This is a genomic window from Pseudoalteromonas sp. NZS71_1, assembly GCF_015864305.1.
In the GTDB taxonomy this organism is placed as follows: domain Bacteria; phylum Pseudomonadota; class Gammaproteobacteria; order Enterobacterales; family Alteromonadaceae; genus Pseudoalteromonas; species Pseudoalteromonas arctica.
The window spans coordinates 1-15,800 of sequence record NZ_JADYXM010000021.1 but is presented as its reverse complement, the minus strand read 5'-3'; the positions used below and the strand labels follow the sequence as shown (position 1 = coordinate 15,800).

Below are 15,800 nucleotides of genomic sequence, written 5' to 3'. Positions count from 1 at the left end.
AAAGCTCGTAATTCCTAGGCTTTAGTCTCTTCTCATTTACTCCTCTTTTGCTTCTCTTTGTGCAATAAGGTTTTAAGTAATCTATTCACAAAGAGGCTAAGAGGGCGCTGCGCTTTAGATAAGGCAAAAGTAGGTAAGATAAATATTAAAAGCAGTGTTTTTTACGTGAGCAAGCTAGGTGCTTACCGGTAAGGTTTTACATCTCACTTTTAAAGTCCTGATAAATAAAAACCCCGATGGTGCATAGTACCATCGGGGTTTTTTAATCGTTTTAGTAAACCTAAACTTTAAATTCGTCTACCGACAAGCGTAGTTCTTCGGCAAGTTTTGCTACTTCTGAACTTGAAATGTTGGTTTGGTTTGCGCCTTCGGCTGTTTGCTCTGCTATGGCTACAATCGACTCAAGACGTTCGCTAATTTCTTGTGCTACTTGTTGTTGCTCAAGTGCGGCAGTCGAAATTTCTTCACTTACATCGTGAGCTTGCGAAACCGCAAATGTAATAGAATCAAGTGCGCTACTTGCTAGGTCGGTTTGCTCAACACACGATACCGCACGTTGCTTACCTTTACTCATTGCTGTTACGGCAGCTTCAGCGCCTGTTTGAAGAGACTCAATCATTGATTGTATCTCTTGGGTCGACTCTTGAGTTTTACTCGCCAGAGAGCGTACTTCGTCTGCTACAACAGCAAAGCCTCGGCCATATTCACCAGCACGTGCAGCTTCAATTGCGGCATTTAGTGCAAGTAGGTTAGTTTGATCCGCTATTCCGCGTATTACATCTAATATGCTGCCAATTGATGCGCTATCTTGATGCAGTTTATTAATTACTTGTGAGGCATCGTCTACTTCACGTGCTAATTGCTCAATCGTGGCTTTATTGTTATTCGAAATACCTTTAACGCGTTCAGCTTCTTTATCAGCATTTTTAATTTCGCTAAGTGCTTGTTGAGCGCTGTTGCTAACCGTTTGCGATGTACTGCTCATTTCGGTTGTTGCGGTTGCGGCTTGTTCAACTTGTGCTTGCTGGTTACGAATTGCTTGGCTTGATTCTGCGGTAATAGCAGATGTTTGTTCTGATGCTGCAGCTAGCTGAGTAGAGCGCGAAATAATGCCTTTAATTAGGCTGCGTAAGTTATCAATTAAGGTGTTACAACTTTTAGATAGTTCGCCAAATTCGTCTTTAGCGCTGTCGTCTAAACGTTGTGTCATGTCGCCACTGGCAACAATATCTAAAATTCGGTTAACTTCAGCAAGGGGTTTAGTAATACGGCTAACAGTAATAATAGCAATCGCGATAGCTAATAGAGTGGCTATAATCATACCAACCCAAGTCCATAAATTAGCTGAGTCTACGTCGCTGCGTACGCCTTGCTGTAATTTAAAGGCAACGTCACTTGCTTGATTAACTAACTCGTCAATTTGGTTAAGTGCCATTTTGGTGGCTTGCTCTGACTGGGCAAGCTCTGACTCTGTTAGGGTAATCGAATCAATTAATCGTTTTTTGTTTGCGGCTAAACCACTACTACCTTTTATATTGTTTTCTAAAGTATCAACATTTTCTTTTAAGCTTGAGTATAAATCGCTGTGAGTTTGCTCAATAGCCGGTTTAATTAAGGCAATGGTACGCGTTACTTCTTCTAGGTAATAGGTTTGCTCGTTTTTAACAATATCGAGAGTATTAAGCGTTTTAACGGTTAGCATATCAGTGCTGTTACTTACCACTGACATAAAGTTATTTTCTAAATTGTTTGCAGCTTGATAAGCACGAGGGTGGTTTTGCTCAAAGCCATCAATGTCAATAATATCGAGTACAACAGAATTGGCATCTTCTGCACTTAGCTCTATATTTTCTAATTGTGCTTTTAATGTTTTGTTTAATGCTAGCTGTTTGCTTTTGTCTTCTAACAAGCTTTCAACTGTGCTTAAAAAGCTTAAGTAGGTTTTTTCTACATTTTGGCTACTTTGATTAAGCGTTACATCATTTTTTACTACGTCTTGAAGTTCGCGATGAAGGGTATTGAATAACTGCTTTTGCTCAAGAACTTGTTTTTTAATGGGGGCTAGCTCATTGGCGGATGTCGTGTAAAAGCTCGCTTGAGCGGCTTTACTCATTAAAATAAATTCGGCTTGTAGTTCTGAGCTTTTATTTAGTGCTGGAAGTGATAGTTGGTTCACTTTTTGAGTAGAACGGTCAATATTTGCAATTTTTATTAAGGAGTTACCACCAATTATTAATAATAATAGTGTGATAAATATAAAACCACCCCAAATACGTTGGCTTACTGTCAGGTTCATAAGATTTCCACTCAAAAGTACTTCAATTAAGACTTATCGGCGTTTGTACCAATAAGTTAAGTAATTAAAATCAATTACTTTAACTAATTTTAACTATTAATTGATAAATCTAACAGATGTATTGTTTTTTTTCAGTTTATTTAGACGAAAGGTGGGATTTTTCGATAATTACTTTTTTAGTACTCAGCTCCATTAGGGTCATGGTGTTACCCCATACACAGCCTGTATCTAAGGCGTGAACCCGTGGATTATCTGTTTTACCTTCAAGCGCCGCCCAGTGGCCAAAAATAATATCGTGTTTAGTTTTAGCTATATTAGGATGGTTAAACCAAGGGGTTAATGTTTGGCTATCGGTTATTGCACCCTTTGCATTAAGCTCGAGTTTGTTATCACTTGTTAAAAAGCGCATGCGGGTAAAATAGTTAACTATGTATCTAAACTTTGCAAAGTCATCAAGGGTGCTTGACCACTCAATAGGATGAGGCTGATACATGTGTTCAAAAAACGCTTTAGCGTTATTTGATTGATAACAGCTTTGTGCAAATTGTGCTTGTTTTAGCGCGTCTTCAATAGACCAATCGGGGTTTAATCCGGCATGAGATATAAAGCAGTTATGTTTTATAAGCTCTAAGGCCAATGGTTGGGTTTGTAAAAAAGCGATGTAATGCGCTAATTTTGGGCTTTCAAATATTGGGTTTAGTTTATCTTTTGGATTGGTAGGTTTGTTAAGAAAGTAGCAGGCAACCATGTGAAGGTCGTGATTGCCTAAAGTGATGGTCATGCTATTTTGATGTTGGTAAATATAGTCTAAGCAGGCTAGGGAGTCTGGCCCGCGGGCAACTATGTCGCCAACTAAATAAAGGTGATCTTTGCTTGGGTTAAAATCAACACGTTGCAAAAGGGTGTTAAATTCACTAAAACACCCTTGTAAATCACCTATCGCATAATCTGCCATTTAAGTGCTTAATGCAAAATGTTAGGACAAGCCAAACGAAACACATTAATAGGCGCCTGAAACTCAGAGCCAAATTCGTTGCGTAACGTGTAATGGCCTTGCATTGTGCCTACAGGTGTATCTAAAATTGCACCGCTGGTGTATTTGTAGCTTTCGCCTGGGCCAATGTCTGGCATTTCACCAACAACGCCTTCACCTTCTACTACTACTTCTTTGCCATTTGCATCGGTAATTAACCAATAGCGGCTCAGTAATTTTGCACTACATAAACTATGGTTTTTAATCGTTACTGAGTAAGCAAATACGTATTTTTCAAGCTCAGGTTGAGATTGACCTTCTACGTAAAATGTTTCTACAGATACCTTTACAGGCGATCCAATATTACTGCTTGTTGTCATAAATCCAGTTAGCTATATCAATAAATTGTTGTAAAGATAAGCGCTCAGCACGCAGCGTTATATCAATGCCAATGCTAGTAAGCTCTTCTGCAGTTAGTAAATTACCTAAACTGTTACGCAGTGTTTTACGGCGTTGATTAAAGGCTTCTAAACACACAGTGTTTAATATTTTAACGCTTTTTGCTGTACGTTGCTCTGGCTTCTTAGGTATTAAACGAATAACCGCAGAGTCAACTTTTGGCGCTGGTTTAAAGCACTCAGGTGGTACTTCAACAACCGGCATTGCATTACAGTAGTATTGAGTCATTACGCTTAAGCGGCCAAATGTTTTACTACCTGGGCCTGCTACCATGCGTTTTACTACTTCTTTTTGAAGCATAAAGTGCATGTGCTCAATATGATCTGAAAATTCAAAAAGATGAAACAATAACGGTGTCGAAATATTGTAAGGTAGATTACCAAACACTTTTAATTTTTTGTCATCGCGAACCAAGCTTGCAAAGTCAAACGTCATTGCATCGCCTTGGTTAACGGTTAATTTAGGACCCAAAAATGGGTGTTCAATTAATCGTTGCGCTAAATCTTTATCTAATTCAACAACCGTTAAATGGCCGCTTAATTCGGCTACTGGCTCAGTAATTGCGCCAAGGCCTGGGCCAATTTCTACTAGGTTGTCTTCTGGTTTAGGATCGATCGCAGAGACTATTTTATCGATAATAGATTCATCAAATAAAAAGTTTTGCCCAAAACGCTTACGAGCGCGGTGTCCTAAATGTACTTTATCGGTCATTGATTTTGTGCTTTTTCTTGGGCGAGCTTAATTGCTTCGCGGATCGCTAATTCAAAACTGCCAACGTCAGCTGTACCAGTCCCTGCTAAATCGAGTGCAGTACCGTGGTCAACTGATGTGCGGATAAATGGTAAGCCAAGGGTAATATTTACCGATTTACCAAATCCTTTGTATTTTAGCACAGGTAATCCCTGATCGTGATACATAGCAAGCACTGCATCTGCTTCAGATAGGTATTTATCTTGAAATAAGGTATCGGCCGGTAGTGGGCCAATTAAATTCATACCTTCGCTTCTAAGTATCTCAAGCGTTGGCGTGATTGTTTCTATTTCTTCACGACCTAAATGGCCATCTTCACCGGCATGCGGATTTAAGCCACACACTAAAATACGTGGTTTTTCTATACCAAACTTAGTTTGTAAGTCGTGATTTAAAATACCCGCTACTTTAGTTAAACGCTCAGGTGTAATGGCGCGCGATACATACGCAAGAGGAATATGAGTGGTTACAAGTGCAACGCGTAAGCCCTCTGTTGCAAGCATCATAACTACATCAGCAGTATTTGATTGCTGCGCAAAATACTCCGTGTGCCCACTAAACGAAATGCCTGCTTTGTTAATTATGCCTTTGTGAACCGGGCCTGTAACAACTGCATCGAAGGTGCCATCCATGTTTTTTTCGCTTGCTATACGCAAGGTATCTAACACGTATTGTCCGTTACCGTCGTTTAGTACGCCAAGTTCTACATCAACCCCTAAATCAACCTGATGAATATACAAGCTGCCAGCAGGTGCTGCGATGGCGGGGGCATTATCATCAAATTTAATTAAGTTTATTGTTAAGCCTAAATGTTTTGCACGCTCTTTTAATAGCTTGCCATCGGCAATCGCTATAAGCTGAACATCCCACGCTTGCTGAGCAAGCGTGAGTAGCAAATCTGGGCCAATACCGGCGGGTTCACCCGGTGTAATAGCAATTCTTAGGGTCATATTTATTGGTCTGCTGTGAAAATTTCAACGTGAGCTTGCTCGCGCATTTCTTGCTGCCAGTTAAAACTTTCTTCCTTAAATTTACGGTTAAACAACATACCGTGAGCACGGTTACGTTTAGCTAGCTCAGTTTTATCAGCTACACGTTTACCAAGTAACTGCACAATATGCCAACCAAACTGTGTTCTAAACGGTTCGCTTATTTCGTCTTGCTTAAGAGAAAGCAATGTATCTTTAAACGCAGGTACGTAGGTAGTTGGATCTGTCCAATCGTACTCGCCACCTTTAAGTGCAGAACCTGGATCTTCTGAGTACTCTTTAGCTAACTTTCCAAAGTCGGCAGTTCCTGCGCGTAAGTCTTTTGCAAAGCCTGCAAGCATAGATCGTGCTTTTTCTTCACTTAAAATAATTGAAGGTTTAATTAGTATATGGCGTGAACGCACTTCAGTTGTTTCTACAACTTGTAGACCACGAACGTCTTGTACTTTAATGATATGAAAACCAGCACCAGAGCGAAGTGGGCCAACAATAGCGCCTTTCTTTTGGCCTTTTACTGCTTCAGCAAAAAGCGATGGCATTTCGTTAATGCCCATGTAACCAAGCTGTCCGCCTTCAAGTGCTTTAGAGCCGCTTGACGATGAAATAGCAATACGCTTAAATTCTTGGCCATCGTTTAATAGTTCAATAACTTTATCTGCGCGTGTTTTTGCGCCAGCAATTTCGTCAGCGTTCGCATCGTTAGGGATATCTATTAAAATATGACCAATGTCGTACTCTTCAGCACTTTGACCTTGGGTTTCCATAATTTTTAAAAGGTTATCAACTTCTTGTTCGCTAATATAAATACGGCGATCGACACTTGCACGTGTTACTTGCTGCGTTGTAATTTCTTTACGAATTTCTTCACGGTAAGCTTGAAAGCTTTCGCCCGAACCTTCAATAGTACGGCGTAAATCGGCAATTGTACCGCCTTGCTCTTGTGCCATGCTTGCAAGAGTTTGATCTAGTTGACTGTCTGAGATTTGTAACCCCATACGGTCAGCCATTTGTATCATAAGGGCTTGATTCACTAAACGCTCAACGGCTTGTACACGAAGAGTTTCATCTTTTGGTAATTGCTGGTTTTGTTCTTCGGCTTGCTTTTTAACACGATTAATAATGGTGTCTACTTCGCTTTTTAAAATTACGCCTTGGTTTACAACGCCAATAACTTTATCTATTTCTACTGGTGCGGCCATTGCACTTTGACAAAGGCTGGCACTTAAAACTGCTGATGTTAATAATTTTTTTAAATTCATATTCTTTTTACTACTCTTGCTGATAGTACTCTAGTTACTAAGAAAATACGGTCTACGATAGCCAAAAATACCTTGTTGTAATAATTTTTGTGCATCATAACGGCTTTTACTGCCAAGTCCTTTTAATACAAAATTCAAACTAATACCTGAATCAAAAGTTGCTTGTTCTTGGCCTATTGATTGATTTAAATCTGTTTCAATTTGGCGGTGCCCAGTAATTTGGATAGCCCAACAGCATGATTCATACTGTAATCCGCTCAATACTTCGATACTTCTGTTGTTTTCAAGATCTCGATGATAGCTTGCAATAAATTGCCATTCGTCGCTAATAGGAATACTTGTAAATACACCTGCTTGCTCGATTGTATTTCCTGAGACATCATTTGCATAGCGATGGTTCAATTGTACTAGCTGATTATTATCACCTTTATAATCAAGTGTTACATTTGACTGTACCATTTGCTTGCCATCTGTATCGTATTGAATACCTCCAGCGAGGTACCAACGGCGGTGCCAATGTAACATGGTTTGAGCTGCAAATAGTGCATTATAATTAGTGTCTGAGTTCAAGCCTTGCTCTGTTGGCTTGGCATCGTCACTTAAATAAAATATTTGGCCGGCACTAAAATTAAATACTTCTTCTTGTTTTTTATCAAATAGGCGCGTTGTAGCACCTAAAGTAAACTGATTCGCTGCTGCTATGCGGTCAACACCTGAAAAGCGCACGTCTCTAAATAAACCATAATAATCGTCTTGTAGCTTGGTTGTATCAAATAAGCCAATGTCTGACTGGTCTTTATTAGGTGTATATAAATATTGAATTTGCGGCTCTAGCGTTTGTATAGCATCTTCAAAAAAGTAAGATGCGTCGCGCTCAAAATTAAGCTGAGAATACAAACGTACTTTAGGAATAGTACGCGATACGGTATCGCTGTATTGCGTGCCTGTTAAGTTTCCGCTTTGCTTATAATTAGTTTGCAGTAAGCTCACTTCAGATAAAAATGACCACGCATGAGTGGCATAGTTGTAGCGTGCTTTTGGCTCTACGTGTACACGAGTTGCGCTGTCTATGGCCACTTCTGATGAGTCATTAGTAAAATGGCTAATCTCGCCCGACACACTAAAGTCAAAATTATCAAAACGCCAAGGGGCAGTTTGCGTAAAATTAACTTGTGGTATTGCAGTGTATGACTCTAAGTGATCGCCCAATACTTCAAAGTTTTGTACTTTAATATCGGTGCGCCATGTATCACCCAAATGAGTAAGTGAGCCAGTACGATACAGCTGTGTATCGGTTTTACTTGCGTAATTTGAGCTTAAATCGGTGATGTAGTTATCATCGCTCACATTGGTTACATCAACGTTTGCGCGCCAGTTTTCACCTAGGTAACTTTGCTGTTGCCAATGAAACATATAGCGTTCATTCAAGTCTGGCTCAGAATCATCACTATCTAAATATTCAATCCCTACTAAGCCTTCGTGTTGCTCTGTTAGGTATCTAAATTCTGTTTGTAGTTGCAGCCCTTTGTTAGACATATAACGAGGCGTAATAGTGGCATCAAAATTAGGTGCAATATTTAAATAGTACGGCGTAATTGTTTCAAGGCCGTATTTATCAGAGCTTGAAATAGTCGGGGTAAGTAAACCCGATTTACGGCGTTCATCCAGCGGAAATGTAAAATAAGGTAAATACAAAACCGGTGTATCGAGAATACGTAATACGGCGTTATATGTTTCGCCCCAGCCTTCTTCGCGCGAAAGGTTTATTTCGTCAGCTTCAATTTCCCACACTGGGGTGTCACTTGGGCAAGTAGTAAAGCTTGCATTCATGAGTAATAGGCCAGACTGATTAACAGTAAGCTTTTCAGCGCCGCCTTTACCTTGTTGTTCGGTTAGGCTGTAGTCGGCGCCTAACAAGCTGACTTCTGAATTATTTAAATCGGCATTTAATCCGGTGCTGTTTACTTTACTTACATAGTCTTGATAAGTGATTGGCCCCGTTGCATTTAATAAACCACGCTGTTTGTCTATCAACGCAGTTTGTGCGGACAAACTCATCTTAAGGGTGTTAATATCAACATTGCCGGTAAATTCAGCGCTTTGAGTGCCAAGTAGCTCAACATCATCAGCTTGAATATCAACTTCACCAAGGTTAAGGCCTTCAAGTGGTTGCCAAGCTCTGGTTTGCATTGAAATGCCACAAAGGTTGTGTGCCAGTTCAGTTTCGGCAAGCGATGGTGCGCTAACTACGCTTAGCATCAATATGCCCCAGGTTTTGCTCATTTATCGACCTTAATACTGTGTGTTTAATATAATATACACATAATAAAGGAAAATAATGGCAATTACAGTAATTGACCTAATTAACTTAGTGAAAAATAGATATCTTATAAAATGACACGCTTTGAGAATTTACAACAATTTATAAACACACAGCTTAATGCCAAGTCGCATACTTTAAACGCGATCACGGGTGATGCTAGCTTTCGCCGTTATTACCGTTTAAATCACGATAATAAGCATTTAATAGTGATGGACTCAGATCCAAAAAAAGTGAATAACGAACCTTACATTTCGCTAAATCAGGTGTTTGTTGAACAAGGTTTTTTACTTCCTACTATTGTTGCAAGTGATGAGAAACAGGGCTTTTTTGTTCTGAGTGATTTAGGGAGTACGCACCTAGCTGACATGCTTGATGATGCAAACCGCACCGAGCACTATCAAGCATTAATTAGTTTAAGCGCTCAATGGGCCAAAACGCCGGCAGCTTCTGCTATGCAAGCGTATAACGAAGATTTTATAACACTAGAGCTTGATATATTTAGCCAGTGGTTAGTGAGTGACTTTATTAATGAGCCACTAAGTGCAGAGCAAAACGTAATGTGGAAAACAAGTTCAGAGCTATTAATAAAGGCCATGCTTGAGCAACCCACTGTTACCGTTCACCGCGATTACCATAGCCGTAATATTATGAACAGTAACGGCCAGTGGGCAATTATAGATTATCAAGATGCTGTACGCGGGCCGCTTTGCTACGACTTAGTATCGCTACTACGCGATTGCTACTTTAAACTGCCTCAAAAAGAGTTAACAAGCTTGCTTGATTTTGCTTATCAGGAATTTACGGCTCAAAATTTACTGGCTAATACTTCATTTGATGAGTTTAAATATTGGTTTGATTTAACCGGGTTACAGCGCCACTTAAAAGCTGCGGGTATATTTTGTCGATTATATTTGCGCGATGGTAAAACAGGTTATTTAGATAATATTTTACCGACACTTGATTACATTATTGAAGTAGCGGCAAATTACCCAGAGCTAAAAGCGTTGAGTGAGTGGACAAAAAATACCATAGTGCCAAAAGTGACTGAAAAGTTAGCAAAGGAGCGCTCATGAAAGCGATGATTTTAGCTGCAGGGCGTGGGCAGAGAATGATGCCGCTCACGCAAAATATGCCAAAGCCAATGTTAAAAGTGGCAGAAAAACCACTTATTGAGCACCATATAAATAATCTTAAAGCTGCCGGTATTACCGATATTGTAATAAACCTTGCGTGGCAAGGTGATAAAATAAAAGGCTACTTTAAAGATGGCAGCCAATTTGGCGTAAATATACTTTATAGCCAAGAAGTTGAAGGTGGCCTTGAAACTGCCGGCGGTATTATTGAAGCGTTACCGCTGTTGGGTGACTCGTTCATTGTAGTAAATGGCGATGTATACACCGACTATGATGTAAGTGCGCTAATGCAACTTCATTTACAACCCGGTGAGGCGCACATAGTGCTTATAGAAAACCCGCCACACAATCCAGATGGCGACTTTGCATTGAGTCATTTGCCGGCCGAGAGTCAAAAATATACATTTTCGGGGATTGGCAGATATCAGGCTGATTTTTTTAAAGGATTAACGCAAGGTATTCGCCCTTTAGGGCCTATTTTACGTGAAAAGCTAAATGAACATTTAGTCTCTACTGAGCTCTATATAGGGCAGTGGGATGATATTGGTACACCAGAGCGTTTAAACCAATTAAACAAGCGCCTTGAGGCGTAACAACTCAATTTTTAAGAAGGCAGTATTATAGATGTGGGGAAAAATTCTCGGTTTTTGTTTTGGCTTTATGTTTGGCAAAATATTTGGTGCCATTTTAGGTTTATACCTAGGTCATTTATTTGATAAAAGCTTAAAAAATAACTTTGATAAAGCAGGCGGCTTTTCTAGCTTATTTAGTGGTGACGATGTTCACGAGCGCCAAGCTTTATTCTTTTCAAGCTGCTTTGCTGTCATGGGGCACATTGCGAAGTCGAATGGTCGAGTTAGCGAAGTACATATAAAAGCGGCTAACTTGTTTATGGATGAAATGGGCTTAAAAGGCGAAGAACGCCGTGAAGCACAACATGCATTTCAGTCAGGTAAAGAGAGCGACTTTTCACTTAAAGAAACAGTACACGATTTTAAAGAACGCTTTGCTAAACGAAACGATCTAATACAGTTATTTTTAGAAATACAAATTCAAATGGCGTTTTCTGATGGAGTGCTAGCCGAACAAGAAAAGCAATTATTAGCAGAAGTAAGTAAACAGCTAGGCATTTCTAAAACACACTTTGCATTTGTATTAAAGCGCTACCAAGCAGAGTTTAACTTTAGAAAGCAACAACAACGCTTTAATCAGCAGCAACAAAACCAAGGTCAAAGTAGTAGTTACCGTGAGGGTTCTGGCCACCATGTACCGCCAAATAATAATATGAACCGTGCGCAAGCATTGGCGTTATTAGGCTTAAGTAGCGATGCAACGCAGCGTGATATAAAAGTAGCGTACCGTAAACTTATGTCGCAACATCATCCAGATAAATTAGTATCGCAAGGTTTACCAAAACACATGATGGAACTGGCTGTTAAAAAGAGCCAAGATATTCAAGCTGCTTATGAGTATTTAAAAAAGTCGGCGTAAAAAGCCGTCTATTTCTTTTGTTAGGCGTGCGTGTTGATCGGGTTGATCGCGCAAGCCAAACAACTGGCGTTGGCGGTAATCAAATTTTGCATTTCGGTCAACCCAGCGCTGACGATTTTTAAGGCTCATTAAAATGTCTGTGCTGTCATTTGCATAGTAAATATCAAGTAAGGCGGGTGTAACAAGTGATGCTGTTTGGCTCAAGCTTTCGTTACGCTTGGTATTAGGTAAGTAACTACTTAAACTGATAAATGCCTCAACTCTCTCGTCCGGAAAATCTGCATAGTACTCCAATAACACACCTGCACTCGTGCCTTGTGCTATAACCACTATATTACTCGAATCTTCCATAGCGGTTTGATACAGCGCATTAAATCGAGAAATGAGATTTATTTTATAGTTATCAAGTATGTCGTCAGTTACTTTTTCAATTGCATTAACGTAATGAGGTTCTTCTTTTATTTTTGCAGGCTGCGATTGGGCGTTTGTTGTTGTGTCGGGTGATGCAAGTTCCTCGGCTTTACTAGGAGCAGCTTCGGTTTCGCTGGGCATTGCTTCGGCCATTTTACTTGCTTGCCAATCAATGTCGGGTACTGTCATTGCGTAGGTGCTGTAACCTAGATTATTAAGCTCTTTGCGCAAGTAGCTCATACCTGAATTATTGGTAGGTGAAGAGTGCCAATCGGGTATAAGTATTACGATACCTCTAAAATCAGCGCTCATATATTCGCTATAAAGACTTAAAAATTCTGTTTCACCCGCTAATATTGGTTTTATTTCATCGCTTGGAAGAAGTCGTTCAATGTCGCTCTTTTCAATACTTGATAGGCTAGGTGGGGCAATATGTTCTGCCGCGCTGATAGGGTTAGCCAAAAGTAACGCACAGCTGAGCTGTATATAAAAAGCCCTTTTTAAAAACCGTGGAAATAGCATAATGCACCTAACTAATGACAATTAGTTAGGTATCGGCAAGGTTATCTAAAAGTTTAATGTATAGAGCGAATTAGCTAGTAAATTTGAACCTTTAAAACTCTAATTCGGCTTCAAAAGTAAGTACTTGCTCAGTTACAGGGTGCTTTAATTGCAGCATTTGTGCATGTAATTGTAAGCGAGGAGCGGCAGCGAGTGCCTCTTTGTGGGCGTAAAGTCTATCACCTAAAATAGGATGACCAAGGCTTAACATATGCACACGTAGTTGATGCGAGCGACCAGTGATTGGGGTTAGCTCTACACGGGTTGCATTTTCTTCACGCTCAAGTATTTTGAAATGCGTAAGCGAAGGTTTACCTCTGTCGTGATCAACCATTTGTTTTGGGCGATTAGGCCAATCACAAATAAGGGGTAAATCTACTGATCCTGTTTCAGCTTCAAGTTGTCCGTATACACGTGCTATGTAACGTTTAGCTGTTTCGCGCTCTTGAAACTGCATACTTAAATGTCTGTGCGCGGCTTTATTCATGGCGAGGCACAGTATGCCAGAAGTCGCCATATCTAAGCGGTGCACTATTCTTGCTGTTGGAAAAACACGATTAACACGATTAATTAAGCTGTCGGCATGTTTAGGATCTTTACCTGGGACAGTTAATAACTCACTTGGTTTATTAACTATCAGTAAGTCGTCATCCTGAAAAAGTATCGTTAAATACGGACTCATAGGGGGATTGTAATTAACTAACACGGCCGACCTTAGTAAATTTTGAAGGTCGCTATTTTAGTAGAGCAGGCCAACAGGCTCAAGTAAAAGTTTGGCTATATTGTTTTAGTTAGGGCGTGTTGAACGTTGGTGGTTGAATTTGCAGTAGTATGTTTGGTTTTTAGGCAAGGCAGAGCCTATGTAGTGTGGTTATTCCCCATAATTAGGCGATAACGCAGCATAAATGCCAAACATGCTCTGCCCTTTGGGTTCTTTCTAGGGGCGATTAACTCTTTGTTGCTCGATTTTTACTTAGCCCACTAGGTTACAAACCTCGCGCCGCGATTAAATCGCCCCTAGATTGAACAAATTTCAATCCACAAAGTTCAACACGCCCTAGTATATCCAAACTTAGGCTCCTTTAAAGCACTTTTATAGCTTAATTTCTTGCGCTGTTAATAGTCGATATTCACCACTGGCCAAGTTTTCATCTAGGGTAATTCCCGCAATCTGCTCGCGATGCAGCTCAACTACTTTGTTATCTACCGCGTAAAGCATACGCTTAACTTGATGATATTTACCTTCACTTATTGATAAACGCAGGCCGTAATTAGCAAGTCTCTCTGCTATAGCTGGGCGGGTTAAATCTTTTTCGTTATGCAGCATGACACCTTTGCGCAATTGCTCAAGAGCTTCATCGGTAATCGGCTCTTGGGTTTCGACTAGGTAGGTTTTAAATTTATTGCTTTTAGGAGACGTAATTTTATGTGACCAATCGCCATCATTAGTAATAATAACTAACCCTGTGGTATCTATATCAAGGCGACCTGTCACATGAAAGTCGCTCATATTTGGCTCATCAAGTAAGTCAAAAACGGTTTTATGTAGCTCGTCACTGTTAGCACATACATAGCCAACAGGTTTATTTAGCATGTAATAACGCTTACCTAAAAATACCAAAGGCGCACCTTGGTGCAATACTTCATCTTGCTGAGCTAGCTGAAAATTATGTGATGTGATTACTTCGCCATTAACGCTTACTTCTTTTCGCTTAATACTAGCGCGAGCTTGAGTACGCGGTATTTCAGCTAAGTGGCTAATAAATTTATCTAAGCGGCAAGGGAATTTCATTTTGGTTCACATTTTTAGTCGGCTACAATGGGCGCGATTATAGCCGATAGTGAAATACCATGACAGTGCACAGCACACAAATTTTAAGCCTTTACCAAGCAAAAATAGACACAGGTGAACTGTGTTTTGATGCTGCGCAGCAAAATGCAGTGGAAGCTTTAAATACGCTAAGCGAGCAACTTCAAGCTCACACATCATGGTGGCAAAAAGCGACTTTAATAAAAGGTGTTTATTTATACGGACCCGTAGGGCGTGGTAAATCCATGTTAATGGATTTATTTTATAAAAACCTACCTATGGAACAAAAGCAGCGGCTGCATTTTCATCATTTTATAGCACAAGTGCATGCCCAGCTTTCGCAGCTACAAGGTCAAAAAAATCCACTAATCCTAATTGCAAAACAGTGGGCTAAAAATATTCGAGTACTATGTTTTGACGAGTTTTTTGTAAGCGACATTGGCGATGCCATGATTATGGCCAGATTGTTCAATGCGTTGTTTGAACAAGGTGTTGTGCTGGTGGCCACATCGAACGCAAAGCCTGAGCAACTTTATTACAACGGCCTGCAACGGGCGCGATTTTTACCTACTATCGATTTAATTAATAGCCATTGCCATATAATTAACGTGGCAGGGGAGGACGATCACCGTTTTAGATATGGTAAAAACAGTCGTCACTATTTTATTAATTTATCAAATCACGATTTTAAAAGTAAGTTTTTAGCTTCGTATCCGGCTGTAACATGCAGCAATACAGTTAGTGTGCATGGGCGCGATTTACCTTATTTATTAAGAGCCGATAACGCCTTGATGATTGATTTTATGGCGCTATGTTCAGGCCCACGTAGTGCTAACGATTATATGTTTTTAGCAACGCAATTTGATGTGTTATATGTATCGAACGTGCCGCAAATGGGTGTTAAAGCAACGGGTAAAGTTATTGTTCACGGTATAGAAGATAGCTACCAACGCGAAAAACAAACGCTTGATGAGCACACATTTGACGACGAAGCACGGCGCTTTATTGCCTTAGTAGATGAGTTTTACGATTGCCATAAATTGCTAGTGATAAATGCGCAAACCGACATTGAACATTTATATAAAGGTAAAAAGTTGAGCTTTGAATATGCACGCACGCAATCGCGCATAGTCGAAATGCAAAATTGGTAACGCTTTAATATATATCGTAGACGAGCTTGCTCAAGTGAGAAGCGTAGCTTCTTTTTAGCCTCTTTGTGAATAAATCACTTAAAAACTTATTGCACAAAGAGAAGTAAAATAGGAGTAAATGAGAAGACATAAAACAATAGTAATTATGTATTTTTACTTCTCTAAAGCGCAGCGCCTTCTAAACCTCTTTGTGA

The 15,800-nt window shown here is 40.0% G+C and carries 14 protein-coding genes; 4 read left to right on the top strand and 10 right to left on the bottom strand.

From position 1 onward, the window contains the following. Positions 1 to 280: 280 nt before the first annotated feature. The 7 genes from I6F43_RS19245 to lptD form a co-directional block, all read right to left on the bottom strand. Positions 281 to 2,296: a methyl-accepting chemotaxis protein gene (locus tag I6F43_RS19245; protein WP_197103623.1), complete on the bottom strand. Its 2,016-nt coding sequence runs from the start codon at positions 2,294 to 2,296 to the stop codon at positions 281 to 283. A 136-nt stretch (positions 2,297 to 2,432) separates the two neighbouring features. After that, positions 2,433 to 3,251, bottom strand: a complete 819-nt coding sequence (locus tag I6F43_RS19240) for a symmetrical bis(5'-nucleosyl)-tetraphosphatase (protein ID WP_197103621.1) — start codon at positions 3,249 to 3,251, stop codon at positions 2,433 to 2,435. An 8-nt stretch (positions 3,252 to 3,259) separates the two neighbouring features. Continuing rightward, the gene (gene apaG / locus I6F43_RS19235) at positions 3,260 to 3,649 is read right to left on the bottom strand and encodes a Co2+/Mg2+ efflux protein ApaG (protein WP_007585091.1); all 390 of its coding nucleotides are present in this window, start codon (positions 3,647 to 3,649) and stop codon (positions 3,260 to 3,262) included. After that, complete coding sequence (gene rsmA, locus I6F43_RS19230) at positions 3,633 to 4,439, bottom strand: 16S rRNA (adenine(1518)-N(6)/adenine(1519)-N(6))-dimethyltransferase RsmA (protein ID WP_007585090.1); 807 nt, start codon at positions 4,437 to 4,439, stop codon at positions 3,633 to 3,635. The genes apaG and rsmA overlap by 17 nt, the downstream gene beginning before the upstream one ends. After that, complete coding sequence (gene pdxA / locus I6F43_RS19225) at positions 4,436 to 5,428, bottom strand: 4-hydroxythreonine-4-phosphate dehydrogenase PdxA (protein ID WP_007585088.1); 993 nt, start codon at positions 5,426 to 5,428, stop codon at positions 4,436 to 4,438. Before pdxA ends, rsmA begins: the two co-directional genes overlap by 4 nt. A 2-nt stretch (positions 5,429 to 5,430) precedes the next feature. Then, positions 5,431 to 6,726 carry a peptidylprolyl isomerase SurA gene (gene surA, locus I6F43_RS19220; RefSeq protein ID WP_197103619.1) on the bottom strand — a complete coding sequence of 432 codons (1,296 nt, stop codon included), beginning with the start codon at positions 6,724 to 6,726 and terminating at the stop codon, positions 5,431 to 5,433. A 30-nt stretch (positions 6,727 to 6,756) separates the two neighbouring features. Further along, positions 6,757 to 9,009 (bottom strand): LPS assembly protein LptD, encoded by a 2,253-nt coding sequence (lptD, locus tag I6F43_RS19215; protein WP_024589798.1) that lies wholly within the window; start codon positions 9,007 to 9,009, stop codon positions 6,757 to 6,759. A gap of 111 nt (positions 9,010 to 9,120) precedes the next feature. Here lptD and I6F43_RS19210 point away from each other — a divergent pair, with 111 nt between their 5' ends. From I6F43_RS19210 to djlA, 3 genes are read left to right on the top strand one after another with little or no spacing between them, the layout of a single operon-like run. Continuing rightward, on the top strand, positions 9,121 to 10,122 hold the full coding sequence (locus tag I6F43_RS19210; protein WP_197103617.1) for an aminoglycoside phosphotransferase family protein: 1,002 nt from the start codon (positions 9,121 to 9,123) through the stop codon (positions 10,120 to 10,122). Further along, the gene (gene murU, locus I6F43_RS19205) at positions 10,119 to 10,775 is read left to right on the top strand and encodes an N-acetylmuramate alpha-1-phosphate uridylyltransferase MurU (RefSeq protein ID WP_197103615.1); all 657 of its coding nucleotides are present in this window, start codon (positions 10,119 to 10,121) and stop codon (positions 10,773 to 10,775) included. Before I6F43_RS19210 ends, murU begins: the two co-directional genes overlap by 4 nt. A 31-nt stretch (positions 10,776 to 10,806) precedes the next feature. After that, positions 10,807 to 11,673 (top strand): co-chaperone DjlA, encoded by an 867-nt coding sequence (gene djlA, locus I6F43_RS19200; protein WP_007585079.1) that lies wholly within the window; start codon positions 10,807 to 10,809, stop codon positions 11,671 to 11,673. On the opposite strand, the gene I6F43_RS19195 is transcribed toward djlA, so the two are convergent. The 3 genes from I6F43_RS19195 to rsuA all read right to left on the bottom strand — a co-directional run bounded on the left by I6F43_RS19195 (position 11,656) and on the right by rsuA (position 14,437). Beyond that, on the bottom strand, positions 11,656 to 12,606 hold the full coding sequence (locus I6F43_RS19195; RefSeq protein ID WP_197103613.1) for a DUF3530 family protein: 951 nt from the start codon (positions 12,604 to 12,606) through the stop codon (positions 11,656 to 11,658). The genes djlA and I6F43_RS19195 overlap by 18 nt on opposite strands. Before the next feature lie 91 nt (positions 12,607 to 12,697). Next, complete coding sequence (gene rluA / locus I6F43_RS19190) at positions 12,698 to 13,351, bottom strand: bifunctional tRNA pseudouridine(32) synthase/23S rRNA pseudouridine(746) synthase RluA (protein ID WP_024589793.1); 654 nt, start codon at positions 13,349 to 13,351, stop codon at positions 12,698 to 12,700. A gap of 387 nt (positions 13,352 to 13,738) precedes the next feature. Beyond that, positions 13,739 to 14,437 carry a 16S rRNA pseudouridine(516) synthase RsuA gene (rsuA, locus tag I6F43_RS19185; RefSeq protein ID WP_197103611.1) on the bottom strand — a complete coding sequence of 233 codons (699 nt, stop codon included), beginning with the start codon at positions 14,435 to 14,437 and terminating at the stop codon, positions 13,739 to 13,741. Between the two features lie 59 nt (positions 14,438 to 14,496). Here rsuA and zapE point away from each other — a divergent pair, with 59 nt between their 5' ends. Further along, positions 14,497 to 15,606, top strand: coding sequence for a cell division protein ZapE (gene zapE / locus I6F43_RS19180; protein ID WP_197103609.1), 1,110 nt, complete (start codon positions 14,497 to 14,499; stop codon positions 15,604 to 15,606). Positions 15,607 to 15,800 lie beyond the last annotated feature (194 nt).

What these genes read in the sequence shown, in the direction of transcription:
- I6F43_RS19245 (WP_197103623.1), bottom strand. Translation starts at nt 2,296, where the DNA reads ATGAACCTGACAGTAAGCCAACGTATTTGGGGTGGTTTTATATTTATC.
- I6F43_RS19240 (WP_197103621.1), bottom strand. Translation starts at nt 3,251, where the DNA reads ATGGCAGATTATGCGATAGGTGATTTACAAGGGTGTTTTAGTGAATTT.
- apaG (WP_007585091.1), bottom strand. Translation starts at nt 3,649, where the DNA reads ATGACAACAAGCAGTAATATTGGATCGCCTGTAAAGGTATCTGTAGAA.
- rsmA (WP_007585090.1), bottom strand. Translation starts at nt 4,439, where the DNA reads ATGACCGATAAAGTACATTTAGGACACCGCGCTCGTAAGCGTTTTGGG.
- pdxA (WP_007585088.1), bottom strand. Translation starts at nt 5,428, where the DNA reads ATGACCCTAAGAATTGCTATTACACCGGGTGAACCCGCCGGTATTGGC.
- surA (WP_197103619.1), bottom strand. Translation starts at nt 6,726, where the DNA reads ATGAATTTAAAAAAATTATTAACATCAGCAGTTTTAAGTGCCAGCCTT.
- lptD (WP_024589798.1), bottom strand. Translation starts at nt 9,009, where the DNA reads ATGAGCAAAACCTGGGGCATATTGATGCTAAGCGTAGTTAGCGCACCA.
- I6F43_RS19210 (WP_197103617.1), top strand. Translation starts at nt 9,121, where the DNA reads ATGACACGCTTTGAGAATTTACAACAATTTATAAACACACAGCTTAAT.
- murU (WP_197103615.1), top strand. Translation starts at nt 10,119, where the DNA reads ATGAAAGCGATGATTTTAGCTGCAGGGCGTGGGCAGAGAATGATGCCG.
- djlA (WP_007585079.1), top strand. Translation starts at nt 10,807, where the DNA reads ATGTGGGGAAAAATTCTCGGTTTTTGTTTTGGCTTTATGTTTGGCAAA.
- I6F43_RS19195 (WP_197103613.1), bottom strand. Translation starts at nt 12,606, where the DNA reads ATGCTATTTCCACGGTTTTTAAAAAGGGCTTTTTATATACAGCTCAGC.
- rsuA (WP_197103611.1), bottom strand. Translation starts at nt 14,437, where the DNA reads ATGAAATTCCCTTGCCGCTTAGATAAATTTATTAGCCACTTAGCTGAA.
- zapE (WP_197103609.1), top strand. Translation starts at nt 14,497, where the DNA reads ATGACAGTGCACAGCACACAAATTTTAAGCCTTTACCAAGCAAAAATA.